The organism is Comamonas sediminis, from assembly GCF_041107495.1.
GTDB lineage: Bacteria > Pseudomonadota > Gammaproteobacteria > Burkholderiales > Burkholderiaceae_C > Comamonas > Comamonas sediminis.
This window is the reverse complement of record NZ_JBGBDC010000002.1, coordinates 86,285-104,201: the sequence shown is the minus strand read 5'-3', so window position 1 is coordinate 104,201 and position 17,917 is coordinate 86,285. Positions and strand designations below refer to the sequence as shown.

Below are 17,917 nucleotides of genomic sequence, written 5' to 3'. Positions count from 1 at the left end.
GTTGCGAAGCCGCAACAACGCCTTGGCCCGCGCAGGCTTTGCCGCTCAATCGCTGCTTCCGCCCCCGCAGCTGCTACCGCCACAACTGCTGCCACTGCAGCCGGACGAGCCGGCATCGCTGTCTGCACTCGTGCTGCTGGCCATATCGGCGCCATCACCAGCGCTGCTGCTGTCGCCCCGGTGGTGGCTGCTGTCGCTGCCCGATACCGGACTGGACATGGTGTCGGTGCTGCTGCTGGCCGCAGCGGACGCCTGCGCAAAGGCCGCTGCCCATTGGTCCAGCAGCTCCGGCGGGTAGTGCCAGCCGTCCTCGATGGCCGCAGCCGCATCGAGCGCAAACAGCAGCGGAATGCCGCCCAGCAGCGCACCCACCATATAGCGCCGGGTGTGCATCGCCGCATTCCAGCTTGGCTGCATATGCGCTGCCCGGTCCTGCGAAGCCCCAGCGCTGGATGCTTGCGCCGGCAGGTGGTGGAGCATATGCCCAAAGGCGCGCTGGCAAAACTGCTGGTAGCGCCGCGTATCCAGAATGAACGCATGCCACAGCGCATCGGCCAGGCGCGAAGGCATCTGCAGCTGCGCGCGCGGCGCCAGCCAGTGCATGATGAAAAACTGGCGCAGCGCCTCTTCGGCCTGCGCCAGGCTCGCATCGTTCAGGTAGGGGTGGTCACGCCAGATCGCCTTGCGGTAGGCGGCGTCCAGCCGGTACTGCTGCAAAAAACGCAGTTGCCGGCGTTTGCGCAGCATGCGCCAGCCCAGCACGGCCAACAGCGCCGCAACGATGGCGGCAAAGATCAGAAACATCAGACCCGCCCAGCGCCGGCTTGGGCGCAGCAGCAGCCAGGAACGCGATCAAACCTTGGGCACCGGTACATCAATGGCCTCCCCGATGGCATAGAAATGGCCGCCCGCGACATAGTGCAGCGTGCGCAGCGCCTGTGGCGCGGTTTCGAAATGCCAGTGGCCGTCCCGGAACACCCGGTCGTCGGCCCAGGCGGCGGTGACCTCGCCAATGAACAGGTCATAGCTTTGCTGGTTATGGGGCTCGGGCACCAGCCGGCATTCCAGCCAGGCGGCGCATCCCGCCACCAGCGGGGTCTGCTGGCCTGGCGCCTCGAACAGCTGCACACCCAACCGGGCCAGCTTGTCCGGGTGCTGCAGCGCGCTGAGGGTGCCCAACTCCACCGCCAAGGCGGCGATGGGCACGGTGGGCAGCTGCAGCGCAAAGCGGCCGCTGGCCTCCACCAGCGCGCGGGTGCGGGTGGCCTTGTCCAGCACCACGGTCACCTTGGGCGGTGAGAAATCAAGCGCGCAGGCCCAGGCAGCGGCCATCACATTGCGCTCGGCGCCATCGGCGGCCGACACCAGCACCGTGGGCCCGTGGTTGAGCAGGCGGTAGGCTTTTTCCAGCGCCACGGGTTGGAAGTGGGGGTCGGCGCTGCCAGAGATCAGGTCCATAGGTGGGTCTGCAAGTACAAGATCCCTCCATTGTGCATGTCTGCGCCGCGCTGCGCAGGCGGTGGCTCAATCGATGCGGATCTTCGCGGTCTTGACCACCCGTGCCCATTTGTCGATCTCGGACTGGAGGCGCTGCGCCATCTCTTCGGGCGTGCCGGGATCGGCCTCGGCACCGGCGACATACAGGCGCTGGCGCACCTCCGGGTTCCGCATCACCTGGTTGAAATCGGCATTGACCTTGGCGACCACCTCCTTGGGCGTGCCGGCCGGCGCAAACAGCGCTGCCCAGGAATAGGCCTCGTAGCCGGCCAGGCCCTGCTCGGCAATGGTCGGCACCTCGGGCATCAGCGCCGAGCGCTTGGGGCTGGCAACACCGAGCACCCGCACCTTGCCGCTCTTGATATGGCCAATGGCGGTGGGCGCATCGCTGAACATCATCGCCACCTGGCCACCCAGCACATCGGTCATCGCCGGAGCGCTGCCCTTGTACGGAATGTGCAGCAGCTGGGTGCCCGCATGCATGTTGAACAGCTCGCCCGCCAAATGGGTGCCGCCGCCATTGCCCGAAGACGCAAAGGCCAGGTTGCTTCCGGGCTTTTTGGCCAGCGCGATCAGCTCCTGCACATTCTTGGCCGGCACGCTGGGGTTGACGACCAGAAACACCGGGAACATGGCGGCAAAGCTCACCGGCACAAAGTCCTTCTGGATGTCATAGCCCAGCCTGGCATGCAGCGACGGGTTGACCGAATGGTGGATCGCACCCACAAACAGGCTGTAGCCGTCGGCGGGCTGGCGGGCTGCGGTCTCCGCACCGATGATGCCGCCGCCACCGGCGCGGTTGTCGATAAAGGTGCCCTGGCCCCACAGCTGGCCCAGCGGCGGTACAAAGGCCCGCGCCGTCGTGTCGACCGGGCCGCCGGGCGGAAACGGAACGATGAATTTGACCTGCTTGTTGGGGTAGTCGGCCGCATGCGCAGCCCCCGCATGCAGCAGGGGCAAGCCGGCGGCGGCCAGGGGCGCTGCGCCCAGGGCCAGCAGCTGGCGGCGGTTGATGGTGGTGGTCATGCTTGTCTCCAGGCTGTTTTTTTGCGAAACCGCCATCATCGGCCCGGCGCGCTGCTTTGCCCACACCCGTGCCGTTTGTGATTGCGAAACCTCCACTTCGCGCCAGCAGAAATGAAACAGGCGCCATTGATGGTTTTTTTCCATGGCCACAGACCCGATTCCGGTGCGAACTGCATGCAGGGGCGCCATGTTTGTATAACAATAGCGGCAGCCGCAAACCGCCGATCTGGCGTGCTTCTAGGAAATACCCCACCCCCACCCCTCCATGTCCGCTGTATTCAATTTCACCTTTGTGCCCTGGTTCCGTTCGGTGGCGCCTTATATCCATAAGTTTCGCAACCAGACTTTTGTAGTGGGCGTGACAGGTGAGGCGATTGCAGCGGGCAAGCTGCAATCCATTGCCCAGGATCTGGCCTTGATCCAGGCGCTGGGTGTCAAGATCGTGCTGGTGCATGGTTTCCGGCCCCAGGTGAATGAGCAGCTCGCCGCCAAAGGGCATGCGCCGCGCTATTCGCATGGCATCCGCGTGACCGATTCGGTGGCGCTCGATTGCGCCCAGGAGGCCGCTGGCCAGCTGCGCTTCGAGATTGAAGCGGCCTTCAGCCAGGGTCTGCCCAATACGCCGATGGCGGGCGCCACGGTGCGGGTGATCTCCGGCAACTTTGTCACCGCGCGCCCGGTCGGCATTGTCGATGGCGTGGATTTCATGCACTCGGGCCTGGTGCGCAAGGTGGACGTCGGCGGCATCCACCGCACCCTGGACATGGGCGCGATGGTGCTGGTCTCGCCATTTGGCTTTTCGCCCACCGGCGAAGCCTTCAACCTCAGCATGGAAGAAGTGGCCACGCGCGTGGCGATCGAGCTCAAGGCCGACAAGCTGATGTTCCTGACCGAAGTGGCCGGCATCCGCCTGAACCCGCTGGAAGCCGAAGGGGAAGACAACCCGGTGGACACCGAGCTGCCGCTGGATGCGGCGCAAAAGCTGCTGGCCGAGCTGCCCCCTGCCACCGTGCCGACCGATGTGGGCTTTTACCTGCAGCATTGCGTCAAGGCCTGCAAGGAAGGCGTGGAGCGCAGCCACATTCTGCCGTTTGCGACCGACGGCGCGCTGCTGCTGGAAATCTATGTGCACGATGGCATTGGCACGATGGTGATCGACGAGCGCCTGGAAGAGCTGCGCGAAGCCAAGCCCGATGATGTCGGCGGCATTCTGCAGCTGATCGAGCCCTTCGAGAAGGACGGCACCCTGGTCAAGCGCAGCCGTACCGAGATCGAGCGTGACATCTCTGCCTACACGATCATCGAGCACGATGGCGTGATCTTTGGCTGCGCCGCCCTCTACCCTTACCCGGAAGCGGGCACCGCCGAGATGGCCGCCGTGACGGTATCGCCCCAGAGCCAGGGCACCGGCGATGGCGAAAAATTGCTCAAGCGCATCGAGCAACGCGCCCGTGCCACCGGCTTGAAGAGCATTTTTGTGCTCACCACCCGGACGATGCACTGGTTTCTCAAGCGCGGCTTCCAGCCGGTGGACCCCGACTGGCTGCCCGAGCAGCGCAAGGCCAAGTACAACTGGAGCCGCAAGAGCCAGGTGCTGGTCAAGTACCTGTGATCGGGCCGGCTTGAAGCGCGCACAGCAAAACTGCCCTTGACCAGGGGCAGTTTTTTCTCAATGCCGGCGCTATCGGTGCCGCCTTAGCCCCAGAGCTTGACCACTTCGGCCGCCACGGTGGCCAGTGCGGCATCGCGGGCCTTGGGCTCGGCCTTGCATTCGGTCAGATAGCTGGTCACCAGGATGGGGGCACCACCGCCTGGCGGCCAGAGCAAGCCCACATCATTGCGCGTGTCAGGACCGGCTCCGGTCTTGTCACCCACCTTCCAACCCTTGGCGCCCGCGCGCAGGCAGTTGTCCCCGGTGGTGTTGGCAAGCAGCCAAGCTACCAGCTTGTCGCGGCTTGCCGGGCTCAGGGCGGTACCCAGGGTCAAGGTCTGCATGCTGGTCAGCATGGCCAGCGGGCTGGTTGTATCACGTACATCGCCGGGCTTGGACTCGCTCATGGCAGGCTCGATGCGATCCAGCCGCGTGACCTGGTCTTTCAAGCTGCGCATGTAGGCGGTAAAGCCTGCGGGGCCGCCGACACGCTCCAGCAGCAGATTGGTAGCACCGTTGTCGCTCAACGTGACGATGGCGTCGCAAAGCGCGTCGACCGTCATCGGCGCCTTGCCAGCAAACTTCTCGATGACCGGCGAATAGCTCACCAGCGCCGACCGGTCAAAGGTGACCTGTGCATCCAGCTTTTCCTGCCCTGCATCCACGCGGGACAGCACCTGGCCCGCCAGCAGCATCTTGAAGGTACTGCACATCGGGAAACGCTCATCCTGGCGCCAGCCCAGTGCCACGCCCGTGCCGGTGTTCAGCACCGACACCCCCAGCCGCCCGCCCACCGAGCGCTCCAGCGCCTCCATCGCGCGGAGAAACGCCCGCTCCGCGGGCGAACGAAGCGCAGGTGTGGCCGCCCAGGCGCGCGACGAGGTCGCTATCATGCTTGCCGCACCCATAGTCAAGAAAAACTTTCTTCTATACACTGATTCACTCCTTAGAATTCATGGTTCATCGATAGGTGACACTGAATTTACCGGGTTGGCTACGTTTTTACCAACGATGAAAACCAAGAAAACCCACAAGAAAAACTTATAGCTTATGCACCTGCCTCTGAATGCCCTGCGCGCTTTCGATGCCGCTGCACGCCACCTCAACCTGACGCGGGCGGCGCTGGAGCTGCATGTGACCCAGGCTGCCATCAGCCAGCACATACGCCAGCTGGAAGACCTGCTGGGCAAGCCGCTGTTTCGCCGCCTGCCACGCGGCCTGGCACTGACCGATGAGGGCATGGCCCTGGTGCCGGTGGTGGCCCAGGCCTTTGGCAGCCTGTCGCGGGCGCTGGCGCAGGTACAGGACCGGAGGCCGCACGAGGTGCTGTCCGTGGGCGTGGTGGGCACGTTTGCCGTGGGCTGGCTGCTGCCCCGGCTGCGGGCCTTTCAGGAAGCCCACGCCTTTGTCGACCTGCGGCTGTTCACCCACAATAACCGGGTGGACCTGGCTGGCGAGGGCTGGGATTGTGCGATCCGCTTTGGCGACGGTGCCTGGCATGGCACAGCGGCCCGGCAACTGCTGCAGGCACCGCTGACGCCGATGTGTGCACCAGCCATTGCCGCGCGGATACAGCAACCGGCCGACCTGGCCCATGAGACCTTGTTGCGCTCCTACCGCGCCGGAGAGTGGGAGCAGTGGTTTGCCCATACCCGGCAGACCTGTCCGACGCTGCGTGGCACGGTCTTCGACTCCTCGTTGACCCTGGCCGAGGCAGCGGCGCAAGGACTGGGCGTCGCGCTGCTGCCGTTGCGGCTGTTTTCCCGCGATCTGCAGGCCGGCCGCCTCGTGGCGCCGCTGGCGCAATGTCTGGACACCGGCAGCTACTGGCTGACCCAGCTGAAGTCGCGCAGCCCCTCGCTGGCCATGCAGACGTTCGAGCGCTGGCTGCTGGAGCAGTGCAGCCCAGCCGCCGCTGGCCAGTAGCCAGCCGCGATGGTCTCGGGACCCAGGCCGGGCCGTCTCCTACAAAGGCCCCGGCGCTTGTCAGACAGCGGGTAAACCAGGCCAGGCCTACGATAGGCAGTGACGCGTTCCTGTACAACAAGTCTGCGTCTACGCAGAACCACAACCACCGAGAGGACATCCATGCTTTCCACCCGCTATATCGCCTCCCTGTCCGCTGTTGCTGCCGCCTTGCTGGCTGCAGGTTGCGCCTCTACCGGCGACATCGAAGACCTGCCGCGCCCCAAGTCGGGCCACTGGCAAATCAGCTCCACCGACCAGGATGGCCAGACGGTCCAGTTCCAGGACTGCATGGACAAGGACACTTTCTACAAGACACGCGAGCTGCAAAAGGCCAAGTACGATGTGCAGCAATGCAAGACGAGCAGCCTCCGGGACAGCAATGGCTGGCAGTTCACCTCCAACTGCAAGGTAGGCCAGACGGAGCAGCGCATCGAGAGCAGCCGCAAGATCAGCGGCGATTTCCAGCACAACTTCCATGTGCTGTCGGTCACCAAGCAGCAGATGCCCGATGGCAGCACCGTGGAGACCACCCGCAATATCAAGGGCGAATACCTGGGCGCCTGCCCCGCCGGCATCCATCCTGGCGACCGCGTATTCGACGGTGGCGGCAAGATCAACTTCTACGACGTCACGGGCCTGAGCCCCAAGTAAGGTTTGGCACCTGTCCAACAGCCCGGCCATGCCGGGCTTTTTTTAAGTCTGAACGCCGGGCCATTTTGCTGATGCAGATCTAGAAATGGGTGATTCAGATACAGTACGATGTTCAGCCGTTGGACTGCGGCCCGCCCTGTGCTGCCTGCGCTGGCGGTGCCCGCCAGCCCCCATGCAGCCGTCCCAAGATGGCATGCCAGGGCCCTCCTCGCGTCCACCCGGCTTTTCCTCTGCCATACCGACAGATGCTGCCCACCGGCAGGCATCTTTCGTAGATTTTCTCCATGTCCCAGCAATACCTTACCGCCGCGCTTTACCAGTTCATCGACCTGCCGGAGTTTGCCCAGTGGCAGCAACCTTTGCAGGCGCTGTGTGACCAGCACCAGGTCAAGGGCTTGCTGCTGCTCGCCCACGAAGGCATCAACGGCACGATCGCCGGCCTGCCCGGCGATGTCCATGCGGTGCTGAACTGGCTCAAGCGCGACCCGCGCCTGGCCCATCTGGTGCACAAGGAAGCCTTTGCCGACAGCAACCCTTTCTACCGCATGCGGGTGCGGCTCAAACAGGAGATCGTCACGCTGGGCGTGCCCGAACTGAACCCGGCGCTCAACGCCGGCCAGTATGTGAAGCCTGAGGACTGGAATGCGCTGATCAGCCAGCCCGATGTGGTGCTGGTCGACACCCGCAATGACTACGAAGTGGGCATTGGCAGCTTTGAGGGCGCGATCAATCCACGCACCAAGAGCTTCACCGAGTTTCCGCAATGGGTGGCCGAGCAGTCCCAACCGGGTGGCGCGCTGCACGGCAAGCAAAAGGTGGCGATGTTCTGCACCGGGGGCATCCGTTGTGAAAAATCCACCGCCTATATGAAGACCCAGGGCTTTGACGAGGTCTACCATCTTGAAGGCGGCATTCTCAAATACCTGGAGACGGTGGACGCTGACGCATCGATGTGGTGGGGCGACTGCTTTGTGTTTGACGAGCGCGTGTCGGTCGGCCATGGCCTGGTGCGCGGTCCGCACCAGCTCTGCCGCAGCTGCCGCATGCCGCTGGGGGCGGACGAACTGGCCCATGCCCACTATGTGCGCGGCGTCAGTTGCCCCTACTGCCATGGCAGCCGCACGCCTGAGCAACTCGCTTCGCTGGCCGAGCGCCAGCGGCAGATGGATTTGGCGCATGAGCGCGGTGACACCCACCTGGGCCACACCCAGGCCAGCTCGCAGCAGTCGCGCCAGCAAAAAATGGCAGCACAGCAAGAGGCCTTGCAAGGCCTGCCGGTGCTGTACTCCTTCCGCCGTTGCCCGTACGCGATGCGGGCGCGCCTGGCGCTCGCCTACGCCGGCGTGGCCTGCCAGCTGCGCGAAGTGGTGCTCAAGGACAAGCCGCAGGCGCTGCTGGATGCATCGCCCAAGGCCACCGTGCCGGTGCTGGTACTGGCCGATGGCACCGTGCTGGAAGAGAGCCTGGAGATCATGCTCTGGGCGCTGCGCCAGAATGACCCGGACCAGTGGCTGAGCCCTACCGACGGCAGCCTCGACGAGATGCTGGCGCTCATCGCCCGCCATGACAGCGAATTCAAACCTGCACTGGACCGCTGCAAATACCCCAGCCGCTATCCGCAAGCAGATGCGGCTGCCGCAGCGGCCACGGCCAACGAGTTCTTGGGCGCATTGAACCAGCAGCTGACTGCCACCGGCTACCTGTTTGGCCGCGACCCGAGCCTGGCCGACATGGCCATCCGCCCCTTTGTGCGCCAGTTCGCCGGTATCGACGAAGCCGCATGGCAGAATCACCCCTGGCCCCATCTGCAAGCCTGGTTGCTGCGTCTGACCGACTCGGCACTTTTTGAGCAGGTGATGGAAAAATACCCTGCCTGGCACCCGGACGAAGCGGGCGTGCTGTTCCGCTGAGCGGGCGCCGCACGCTCCCGGCACGCGAGTGACAGGCACTGCCCACGGATGCGCAGCCCTGCGCCCGCTGCAGCGCTTGCCCGGCACCGACCGCCTGCGCCCACGACCGTGCCATGATCCAGTCCATCCAGATCCTGCGTTTTGCCGCCGCCCTGTGGGTGGCGCTCTACCACGCGCGGAACTACCGTTTCTTCCCCGAACTCCCCCCCTGGCTGCGCGCCATCGCCGACGGGGGCTTTGTCGGTGTCGACATCTTCTTTGTGATCAGTGGCGTCATCATGGCGCTGGCCACTACCCACACCGCCACCGGCCCGCGGCCCTCGGCCCAGTTTGTCGCCACCCGCTTTGCCCGCATCTACACGGGCTGGTGGCCCGAGATGCTGCTTTATGCCGCCGGCTTGCAGGCGCTGGGCACCATGCCGCCCGATGTGCATCTGCTGTCGTCCGCGCTGCTCTACCCGGCCAATTTCAGCCTCCATATCAATGCGGTGATCTGGACCTTGGTCTACGAGCTGTATTTCTACCTGCTCATCGGCGCCAGCCTGCTGCTGGCCAAGCCCTGGCGCGACCGCGCGCTGGCGCTCTGGGCGCTGGTCATCGCCGTGCTGGTGCTGTATTACGCCGCAACAGGCCGCTACCGCCCGGACATGTTCTCGCAAGCAACGCCGCTGGTCTGGTTCTATGCCGCGCCGCTGGTGCTCGAGTTCTTTGCCGGGTACTTCTTGTACCGCTGGCTGCAGCGCAGGCCCCAGCAACACTGGTGGGCCTGGCTGTTGGCCAGCGCCCTGCTCTGCGCGGCTGCCGTTTACTACAGCGTCACCGCCACGTTGTATGCGCCGGGCATCGTCGGCTTTTTCCACTGGCCGGAGCGTGCCCTGCTGGTGGGGGCTGCCGCCACCGCCCTGGTCGGTGCCGCCTTGCTGTTGCCAGCGCCCCGGCATGCGGCATGGCGCTTGCTCGCCAAGCTGGGCGACTACGCCTTTGCCATCTATTTGCTGCACCTGCTGGTGTTCCAGCTCGCGCAGCACTCCATCACCTCGATGGCGCTGGAAATACCGCACCGCGCCTTCAGCCTGCTGCTGGTGCTGGCGGCGCTGGTCGCGCTGTCGGCGCTGTACTACCACGCCATCGAACACCCCATCTACCAAGCATGCCGCCGCGCCATTGCGCGCTGGGCGGCTCCCAAGCCATGACCCAAGCCCGTATCCATCTGATCTATGCCCGCGCCCGCAATGGCGTGATCGGCCGCGACAACCAACTGCCCTGGCACCTGCCCGAGGACATGGCTTTTTTCAAGCAAAAGACAGCCGGGGGCACCGTCGTCATGGGCCGCAAGACCTGGGATTCGCTGCCGTCGCGCTTTCGCCCGCTGCCGGGCCGCGACAATGTGGTCGTCACCCGCCAAAATGGCTGGCAGCCCAGCCCTGCCAGCGAAAGGGTGCATGTCGCTGCTGACCTGCCGCAGGCGCTGGCCACCGCCCAGGGGCTGGGCCAACCGGTCTGGGTGATTGGCGGCGCGCAGATCTATGCCCAGTCGCTCGCGCTGGCAGACGAGGTCTGGGTGACCGAGATCAACCAGGATTTTGACGGCGACGCCCATGCACCCGTGCTGGATGACCGGTGGCAGGAGGTCTCGCGCGAAGCCCAGACCAGCAGCAATGGTCTGCCCTTTGCGTTTGTCTGCTACCAGCGTAGGCAGGCCCCAAAGTCCTGAGTAGGACAGGCAGAGGTCCCAAGGCACCACGCTGGTGCAGCGCAGCAAATTGATGCAAAATGGATTTCATCAAATAGCAATCTGCGGCGTGCCGGACCAAGCGCTGGGGCGACGCAACAAGACGGAACACTGTGACGATGAGCCTGGTACAAGCTTTGCCCGCCGGCCCGTTGGATGTGATCGGCGATGTGCACGGCGAGCGCCTGGCATTGGAAGCGCTGGTCCGGCATCTGGGCTATGACGACAATGGCATCCATCCGGCCGGCCGTACGCTGGTCTTCGTCGGCGATTTCTGTGACAGAGGCCCAGACAGCCCTGGCGTGCTGGCCCTCGTGCGCCGCTGGGTGGAAGCCGGCAATGCCTGCGCCGTGCTCGGCAACCACGAGATCAACCTGCTGCGCGAAGACGCCAAGGACGGCTCGGGCTGGTACTTTGACGAGCGCATCGAGGCCGACAACCTCAAATATGCACCCTATGCGCGTGCGGACAGGGCCTTTGACGACGAAATGCTGCCGTTTTTGCGCCAGTTGCCGCTCGCGCTGGAGCGCGCAGACCTGCGCATCGTTCATGCCGCATGGATCGGCGACAAGATCGACCAGGCCCGGGCACTGCCGCTTGGGCGGGTGGCGCAAGACTATGACCGGCTGGAGCAAGAGGCCTATCTGCACGCAAAAACGCTGGGCATCCCCGCCCAGTTGAAGGCCGAAAACCAGGCCTGGCCCTACCACCTCGAAGATGGCGCCCATTGCCCGCCCTTCATGCCGGCGCATGCCGACAGCGAGTTGAACAAATCCCAGTACAACCCCCTCAAGGTGCTGAGTTGCGGGGTGGAGCGCAGAGGCAGCGAACCCTTTTTTGCGGGCGGCAAATGGCGTTTTGTCGAGCGGGTGGCCTGGTGGGATGCCTATACGGACAGCACACCTGTCGTCGTCGGCCATTACTGGCGCCGCATCCATGAGCTCGACCGCTCGGTGCTGGGCAAGGGGGACCAGGACCTGTTCGCCGATATCGACCCCCACGCCTGGCACGGGCTGCGCGGCAATGTTTTTTGCGTGGACTTTTCCGTGGGCGCGCGCTGGACGGCCCGGCTCGCCGGCCAGCCGCCGGAGCAGGACTTCAAGCTCGCGGCGCTGCGCTGGCCGGAGCGGGTGCTGGTGCTCGATGACGGCAGTGCAGAGCCCACCACCGGCTTTATGCAGGCGGCCGTGCCAGCGCTGGTGTGACGCCCGGGTCAGCCCCTGATGCATGGAAAAAGCGGCCAGTGGCCGCTTCGTCGTTGATGGGCTCGCTGCCCTGTTTGGAGTGCTAGTGCCTTACAGGCCCAGGACTGCAATGCCCGCCTTGGCGATCTGCGCATCTTCCGGTGCCTTGACACCGCTGACGCCCACAGCGCCCACACATTCGCCGTCCTTCATGATCGGCACGCCGCCTTCGAGCATGCCATCGATCAGCGGAGCGCTCAGGAAAGCGGTGCGGCCACCGTTGATCATGTCTTCAAAACCCTTGCTCTCGCGGCGGCCGAGTGCCGAGGTGCGGGCCTTGGCCACGCAGATGTGGGCCGAAACGGGGGCCGCGCCGTCGCGGCGGATCATGCCCAGCAGGTTGCCGCCGTCATCCACCACGGCAATGCTCACGATCCACTGGTTCTTGACCGCTTCGGCCTCGGCCGCATTCAACACCGCCTTGACATCGGCCAACTCCAGCACTGCTTTGGTTTTCATGGTGACTCCTTGGAAAAGATGGGGGAAACCCGGTTGTTCAGCATGCCAGCATAACGGCATTACAGCGCGCTAATTGCTCAGCGGCATCACAGCATTTGTGCCTAAAACGTCGGTAATCCCCATCGGTTTAGGCGGCTGCACCTTCCGCAGCAGCGGAGGCCTCTGCATCGGCCATCTCGGTCTCGGTCTTGACCGACGGCGCATGGCCATCCCACTCAAACACCGCCATGCTCTCGACGTGGGCCGTATGCGGGAACATGTTGACCACACCGGCAGCCACGCAGCGGTAGCCGGCCTGGTGCACCAGCAGACCGGCATCGCGCGCCAGGGTCGCCGGGTTGCAGCTCACATACACAATGCGCTTGGGCGGTGTCCAGTCCTTGGCGCTGTCGGGCAGCGGCGCGGTATCGGGCACCTGGTGGCGGGCCTTGTGGATATCAGCCAGCGCCTTGGACAGTGCGAATGCGCCTTCACGTGGAGGATCGACCAGCCATTTGTCAGCCTGGCCATCGGCGATCAGCATCTCCGGCGTCATCTCGAACAGGTTGCGGGCCACAAAGCGCGTGGGCGCCAGCGCATTGCCTGCGGGGCGGCTGGCATTGTTGGCGGCATAGTTCTCGTGCGAGCGCTGCACCAGGGTCTCCGAGCCTTCGATGCCCAGCACCTCACCGGCCATCGTGCCGATGGGCAGGGTGAAGTTGCCCAGACCGCAGAACCAGTCGATCACGCGCTCGGTCTTCTTCGCATCCAGCAGGCGCAGCGAGCGCGTCACCAGCACCTGGTTGATGTGGGGGTTGACCTGGGTGAAGTCGGTGGGCTTGAACGGCATCGTGATGCCGAAATCGGGCAGTGCATAGGACAGCTGCGCGCCGATGCCGTCCATCAGGTGCACGGTGTCCGGCCCCTTGGGCTGCAGCCACCACTGCACGTTATGGGCTGCGGCAAAATCGCGCAGGCGCTGCATGTCGGTGTCGCTCAGCGGCTCCAGATGGCGCAGCACCAATGCGGTGACATGGTCGCCGCAGGCCACTTCGATCTGCGGGCAGGTTTCGCGGGCATCGAGGCTGCCGATCAGCGCGCGCATCGGCATCAGCAAGGCATCGACATGCGGAGGCAGGATCTTGCAGGTTTCCATGTCGGCGATGTAGCGGCTCTTGCGCTCATGGAAACCCACCAGCACCTTGCCCTTCTTGGCGACATAGCGCACCGACAGGCGCGAGCGGAAGCGGTAGCCCCAGCTGGGGCCTTCAATGGGGCGCATCACCGTCTCGGGCACCACCTTGCCCAGGTGCCAGAGGTTGTCCTCCAGCACGCGCTGCTTGGTCGCAATCTGGGCGCCGACGTGCAGATGCTGCATCTTGCAGCCACCGCAGGCACCGGCATGCAAGCCAAAGTTGGGGCAGCCGGGCCGCACACGCTGCGACGACTCGCGGTGGATCTGCAGCAGATCGGCCTGCTCCCAGTTGTTTTTCTTGCGCCGGGTCTTGGCGCTCACCCATTCGGTGGGCAAGGCACCATCAACAAAGACGACCTTGCCGTCGGCACGGCGCGCGACACCCTGGGCGTCCATGTCCATGGACACGATCTTCAAGGCATCTGCGGGGAACTGGGCTGCCTCGGCGGCATCGGGGGATTCGGAAATGGTCTGTGGGGTCTGCGCTTCGCTCATCCCGGTATTTTCGCAGGCTGGACAATGGCCTGCGGCCAACCTCTGGCAATTTGGCGTGCGGGAGCGCAAAAAATCACGACGGCGCCCAGATCAGCTTTGCCAATGCCGGGTCTTGCTGTGCTGCCGCCTCGTCGTAGCTGTCCCGATGGCGTATCACCTCATCCATATGCCGCTCGGCCCACAGGCGAAGCGCATCCAGCGTGTCAGCCAGCGACTGGCCCAGCGGAGTCAGGCTGTATTCCACTTTGGGCGGCGAACAGGCAAAGACTTCGCGCCGCACGATGCCATCGCGCTCCAACGCCCGCAGCGTTTGCGTCAGCATCTTTTGAGACAGGCCCTCAATGCCCTTGCGCAACTGCCCAAACCGCCACGGCCCTGCGCGCAGCAGGCCCAGCACCAGCACTGTCCATTTGTCGGCTACGCAATCGAGCACCTGCCTGGTGGGGCAGGTGGCGAGATAAGGGTTCCACGCAGGGCGGCAGGGGTCAATGGTCACTTTTTGGTTCCTATGTCACTTTTCGGTGTCTTATTGCAACTATTGATCGCAACCTTTAATCTCATCGTTTTTCATGCATCTGCCCACGGCAGCTTGGCTTATTCAACAAGGAGAGAAGATGAACACAGCACAGAACATGGATGTCGTACGCCGCTACTTTGAGGCTGTCGCAAAAGGCGATCTTGAGGGCGTTGGCGCCGCTTTCAGTAACGACATTGAATGGCACCAGCCCGGCAAGGGCACGCTATCTGGATTGCACCGTGGCAAGGCTGCCGTCTTCACACTGCTGGGCCAATTCATGCAGCGCAGCCAGGGAAGCTTTCGCATCGACAAAGTCGGCCCGCTGATGGCCCAGGGCGATCTGGTCAGCACCTCCTTGCACTTCTGCGCTGAAAAGCCAGGTGCAGCCATCGCCATGTCGGGCATCGATGTGCTGCGCATCGAGAACGGACTCATCCGGGAAGTATGGCTCTTCTCTGAAGATCAGGATGCGGAGGACGCCTTCTGGGGCTAACAGCGCTGGGCAGGCCAGCACGATGAGGCCTGCTTGAAAAACACAAAGGGCAGCCGCGCTGCCCTTCGGTATTTTGTGTAGCGATTACTGCGCGGTGATCATGCTGCCCATGTTCAGCTGGTCAGTCACCATGTTGGCACTGCTCGATGTGCGCTTCTTGGCGCCCGGCAGCGCATGGACTTCGGTGACGCAGACGCTGTTGTTGGGCGTGAAGACCACGCGGCTGCCGCTGGGCAGCTCGCCTGCAGTCTGGTGTAGCGGCTTGGACATGTCGACCGGTGGTTCCGCACTGCGGTAAATCACTTCGTTCTTGCTGTCATAGACCGTGTAGCAGGTCGCCTGCGCCCAGGCCGAGGCGGTGAGCGCCAGCATCGCAAGTGCTGTGGATTTGAAGCTGTAACTGGAACCAGGCATGGTAGGACTCCCGCAATATTTTTTATCGATCCGGTGAAGTTACCAAATTTTCCCAAACGGCGCATCCCCATTTGCCGGGGAAAGGTCAAGAAAAATCAACCAAAAACAAAAACTTACACAAAACGTGCGCCTGTCGCAGTTCTATTCAGATTTGGTATTGATAATTATTCTCATTCAATGCTAAGATTCGCCCATCGCCGCTGTCAGGGGCTGGGTGCATGCAGACATGCCTCCAGCCCTCGCAACGGTGATGGTTTCATCGTGGGGCGACTCTTGGGGCCCGTTCAGCCCCAGGGTCGTTTTGGCCAGCCAACGATCTTTTCGCACAGCCACGCATTTTTTCGATGAAGCCCGCGCAGTCCATGGCCGCTGCCCATCGCCGCCGCTGCGACCGGTGTTTGCTGAACGATAGCCCTGCCCTGCTGCACCGGCCCGCTTCGTCCACGGCTCCGCAATCTCCACCACCCGCTGCTACAGCTCGCCTTGCCGCAATCCGCTCGAGCGCCTCACCTGGCGTTCCGTCGCCTCTTCCAACACCGAGAAGTTACTGCTGCCGCCTGCCACCACGGTCAGCCAGCGCTTGGCCCGGGTCATGCCGGTGTAGACCAGCTCGCGGGTCATGATCGGCGACAGGCTGGGCGGCAACACGACGGCCGCATGGCTGAACTCCGAGCCCTGGGATTTGTGGATCGTCATCGCGTAGACGGTCTCCACGGCCTGCAAGCGGCTGGGCAGCACCCAGCGCAGGCCTTCGCTGGTCGCAAACACCACGCGCAGCGTACCCGGTGCCATGCCGGCCCCGCCGGTCTCGGGCGCCTGGTTCGCCGGCATCTGCACGGTGATGCCGATATCGCCATTCATCAGCTTGAGGCTGTAGTCATTGCGGGTCACCAGCACCGGGCGGCCGGCATACCAGCCGCTGCTTTGTGCAATCAGCTCGCGGTGGGCCAGCAGTTGGGCAATGCGCTCGTTGAGCCCTTCCACACCCCAAGGGCCGCTGCGCAGCGCGCAGAGCACCTGGAACTCGCCATGCGCCTTCAACAGCTGCAGCGCCCAGGCATTCAAGGCCTCGGGGCCGGGGTTGGGCGGCATCTCGCGCAGCACCTGCAGGTAGTGGCCATAGCCCACGGGCCCGGCATCGCGCTTGGCGGCGCTGTCGACAAAGCGCTTGCCGCCGCCATCGAGCACCAGTTGCGCGAGAGATGAATGTGTCGGGTCCGGTACCGCATACGCGGCCAGATCGGGGTAGCCTGCCTTCAGCAGCGGCTTGATGGCCTTGCGCCTTCCGGCGTTGACGACACCGGCCAACTGGCCGATGCCGCTGTCGGCATGGAAACGGTGGCTGACCCGCAGCATCACCACCGCCTGGTCCAGCGGCTTGCCTGCAATATCTTGCAGCTCCGCAGGCACCTGCTGGCCGGTCACCTGCTGCAGCCATTGCGCCGTCTCGTGCCAGTAGAGGCCGCGCTCGGCCTGGGCGCAAAGCTCCCCGAGCACCGCGCCGGCTTCCACCGATGCGAGCTGGTCCTTGTCGCCCAGCAGCACCAGACTGGCCTGCGGCGGCAGCGCCGACAGCAGGGCTGCCATCATCTCCAGGTCAACCATCGACGCTTCATCGACCACCAGCACATCCAGTGCCAACGGGTGCTGGGCATCATGGCGGAAATGCCGGCTGTCAGGCCGGCTGCCCAGCAAACGGTGCAAGGTCTGGGCTTCCGACGGGATCAGCGGCTTCAAGCTCCGGGGCCCACCACTCTCGGCCGGCGGCAAGGCAGGCAGCTGCGCATCATCGAGGCGCTGCAAGGCCTGCACGATGGATTCGGACAAGCGCGCTGCCGCCTTGCCGGTGGGAGCCGCCAGGCAAATGCGCAGGGGCCGGCCGCCTTGCTGCAAGGCCATGCTCTGCAGCAGCGCCAGCAGCTTGACGACGGTGGTGGTCTTGCCGGTGCCCGGGCCGCCGGTAATGATCGAAAACGCGCTCGATGCTGCCAAGGCGCAGGCCATTTTTTGCCAGTCGGGCGAATCGGGAACCTGGTGCGGCGCCGGTGCAAACAGCTGGTCCAGTGCCTGGCGCAGCATCGCATCCTGCGCGGCACTGCGACCCTGGCGCAAATGCTGGCTGGCAGTGATGCGCTGGCCAATGGCCTGCGCTACGTCCTGCTCGTACTGCCAGTAGCGGCGCAGATAGAGGCGATCGCCCTGCAACACCAGCGGTGTGCCACCCTGGCTGGGCTTGCCCGGGGCCGCCACCAGCGCGCTGGCCTGCAGCACCGACTGCCACTGCAGCAGGTTGACCTGGGCCAGCAGCTCGCTGGGCAGCGGCAATGGCGTAGGCTCGGTCGCGCCGCTGCCCTGCGCAGCGGTATCGGGTGGCAGCGACAGCGCAAAACGGCTGTTGTCCAACGTGGCTTGCAGATCCAGGCAGACATGGCCACGGCCCAGCTGGTGGCTGGCCAGCGCAGCGGCCAGCAAGACCAGTGGCGATGCGCCGGGATCGAGCTCATGCAGAAAAAGCACCAGCGCCTGGTCCAGGCTGCGCAGCCAGCCATGGGCGGTCCAGCGCTCTACCGTGTGCAGCAGGCTGGCGGTCGCGCCGTCCGGCACGGCCGGCGTACGTACTGCGGATTGCTGGTGGGGCACGCCCTGCTGGGGCGTGCCGTCCTCGGGTTCTGTCGTCATTGCATTC

General features: G+C 64.4%; 17 protein-coding genes and 1 pseudogene. 9 read left to right on the top strand and 9 right to left on the bottom strand.

Annotation, left to right across the window (positions count from 1 at the left end; translation table 11 throughout):
• Nucleotides 1-45 precede the first annotated feature (45 nt).
• From AB7A72_RS04660 to AB7A72_RS04650, 3 genes are all read right to left on the bottom strand, one after another.
• Nucleotides 46-804, bottom strand: a complete 759-nt coding sequence (locus AB7A72_RS04660; protein WP_369459153.1) for a glycine-rich domain-containing protein — start codon at nucleotides 802-804, stop codon at nucleotides 46-48.
• Nucleotides 805-852: 48 nt separating this feature from the next.
• A complete protein-coding gene (locus AB7A72_RS04655) occupies nucleotides 853-1,458 on the bottom strand; it encodes a flavin reductase family protein (protein ID WP_369459152.1) in 606 nt (201 codons plus the stop codon).
• Nucleotides 1,459-1,524: 66 nt separating this feature from the next.
• Nucleotides 1,525-2,523, bottom strand: a complete 999-nt coding sequence (locus tag AB7A72_RS04650) for a tripartite tricarboxylate transporter substrate binding protein (protein WP_369459151.1) — start codon at nucleotides 2,521-2,523, stop codon at nucleotides 1,525-1,527.
• A gap of 265 nt (nucleotides 2,524-2,788) precedes the next feature.
• Here AB7A72_RS04650 and argA point away from each other — a divergent pair, with 265 nt between their 5' ends.
• Nucleotides 2,789-4,135 (top strand): amino-acid N-acetyltransferase, encoded by a 1,347-nt coding sequence (gene argA, locus AB7A72_RS04645; protein WP_312409205.1) that lies wholly within the window; start codon nucleotides 2,789-2,791, stop codon nucleotides 4,133-4,135.
• Between the two features lie 83 nt (nucleotides 4,136-4,218).
• Here the strand turns inward: argA and bla are convergent, their stop codons facing one another.
• The gene (bla, locus tag AB7A72_RS04640; RefSeq protein WP_369459150.1) at nucleotides 4,219-5,067 is read right to left on the bottom strand and encodes a class A beta-lactamase; all 849 of its coding nucleotides are present in this window, start codon (nucleotides 5,065-5,067) and stop codon (nucleotides 4,219-4,221) included.
• Nucleotides 5,068-5,224: 157 nt separating this feature from the next.
• On the opposite strand from bla, the gene AB7A72_RS04635 reads away from it, so the two are divergent.
• From AB7A72_RS04635 to AB7A72_RS04605, 7 genes and pseudogenes are all read left to right on the top strand, one after another.
• Nucleotides 5,225-6,100 (top strand): LysR family transcriptional regulator, encoded by an 876-nt coding sequence (locus AB7A72_RS04635; protein ID WP_369459149.1) that lies wholly within the window; start codon nucleotides 5,225-5,227, stop codon nucleotides 6,098-6,100.
• A gap of 162 nt (nucleotides 6,101-6,262) precedes the next feature.
• The gene (locus AB7A72_RS04630) at nucleotides 6,263-6,793 is read left to right on the top strand and encodes a DUF3617 domain-containing protein (protein ID WP_239812185.1); all 531 of its coding nucleotides are present in this window, start codon (nucleotides 6,263-6,265) and stop codon (nucleotides 6,791-6,793) included.
• Nucleotides 6,794-7,077: 284 nt separating this feature from the next.
• A pseudogene (trhO, locus tag AB7A72_RS04625) lies at nucleotides 7,078-7,734 on the top strand (oxygen-dependent tRNA uridine(34) hydroxylase TrhO); the annotation flags it as partial.
• 300 nt (nucleotides 7,735-8,034) lie between these two features.
• Nucleotides 8,035-8,703: a glutathione S-transferase gene (locus AB7A72_RS04620; protein WP_369459517.1), complete on the top strand. Its 669-nt coding sequence runs from the start codon at nucleotides 8,035-8,037 to the stop codon at nucleotides 8,701-8,703.
• 113 nt (nucleotides 8,704-8,816) lie between these two features.
• Complete coding sequence (locus tag AB7A72_RS04615) at nucleotides 8,817-9,896, top strand: acyltransferase family protein (RefSeq protein WP_369459148.1); 1,080 nt, start codon at nucleotides 8,817-8,819, stop codon at nucleotides 9,894-9,896.
• Nucleotides 9,893-10,417 carry a dihydrofolate reductase gene (locus tag AB7A72_RS04610; protein ID WP_369459147.1) on the top strand — a complete coding sequence of 175 codons (525 nt, stop codon included), beginning with the start codon at nucleotides 9,893-9,895 and terminating at the stop codon, nucleotides 10,415-10,417. The genes AB7A72_RS04615 and AB7A72_RS04610 overlap by 4 nt, the downstream gene beginning before the upstream one ends.
• A 137-nt stretch (nucleotides 10,418-10,554) precedes the next feature.
• The gene (locus AB7A72_RS04605) at nucleotides 10,555-11,640 is read left to right on the top strand and encodes a metallophosphoesterase (protein WP_239812188.1); all 1,086 of its coding nucleotides are present in this window, start codon (nucleotides 10,555-10,557) and stop codon (nucleotides 11,638-11,640) included.
• Between the two features lie 90 nt (nucleotides 11,641-11,730).
• Here AB7A72_RS04605 and AB7A72_RS04600 read toward each other — a convergent pair whose 3' ends face one another.
• The 3 genes from AB7A72_RS04600 to AB7A72_RS04590 all read right to left on the bottom strand — a co-directional run bounded on the left by AB7A72_RS04600 (nucleotide 11,731) and on the right by AB7A72_RS04590 (nucleotide 14,303).
• Nucleotides 11,731-12,138, bottom strand: a complete 408-nt coding sequence (locus AB7A72_RS04600; RefSeq protein WP_239812189.1) for a GlcG/HbpS family heme-binding protein — start codon at nucleotides 12,136-12,138, stop codon at nucleotides 11,731-11,733.
• A gap of 127 nt (nucleotides 12,139-12,265) precedes the next feature.
• On the bottom strand, nucleotides 12,266-13,807 hold the full coding sequence (rlmD, locus tag AB7A72_RS04595; protein WP_312836298.1) for a 23S rRNA (uracil(1939)-C(5))-methyltransferase RlmD: 1,542 nt from the start codon (nucleotides 13,805-13,807) through the stop codon (nucleotides 12,266-12,268).
• A 73-nt stretch (nucleotides 13,808-13,880) separates the two neighbouring features.
• Nucleotides 13,881-14,303 (bottom strand): winged helix-turn-helix transcriptional regulator, encoded by a 423-nt coding sequence (locus AB7A72_RS04590; RefSeq protein WP_312530564.1) that lies wholly within the window; start codon nucleotides 14,301-14,303, stop codon nucleotides 13,881-13,883.
• 118 nt (nucleotides 14,304-14,421) lie between these two features.
• Between AB7A72_RS04590 and AB7A72_RS04585 the strand changes: the two genes are divergently transcribed.
• Nucleotides 14,422-14,817, top strand: coding sequence for a nuclear transport factor 2 family protein (locus tag AB7A72_RS04585; RefSeq protein WP_312530562.1), 396 nt, complete (start codon nucleotides 14,422-14,424; stop codon nucleotides 14,815-14,817).
• Nucleotides 14,818-14,901: 84 nt separating this feature from the next.
• Here AB7A72_RS04585 and AB7A72_RS04580 read toward each other — a convergent pair whose 3' ends face one another.
• Nucleotides 14,902-15,231, bottom strand: a complete 330-nt coding sequence (locus tag AB7A72_RS04580; RefSeq protein WP_239812190.1) for a hypothetical protein — start codon at nucleotides 15,229-15,231, stop codon at nucleotides 14,902-14,904.
• Between the two features lie 471 nt (nucleotides 15,232-15,702).
• Complete coding sequence (recD, locus tag AB7A72_RS04575; RefSeq protein WP_369459146.1) at nucleotides 15,703-17,910, bottom strand: exodeoxyribonuclease V subunit alpha; 2,208 nt, start codon at nucleotides 17,908-17,910, stop codon at nucleotides 15,703-15,705.
• Nucleotides 17,911-17,917 lie beyond the last annotated feature (7 nt).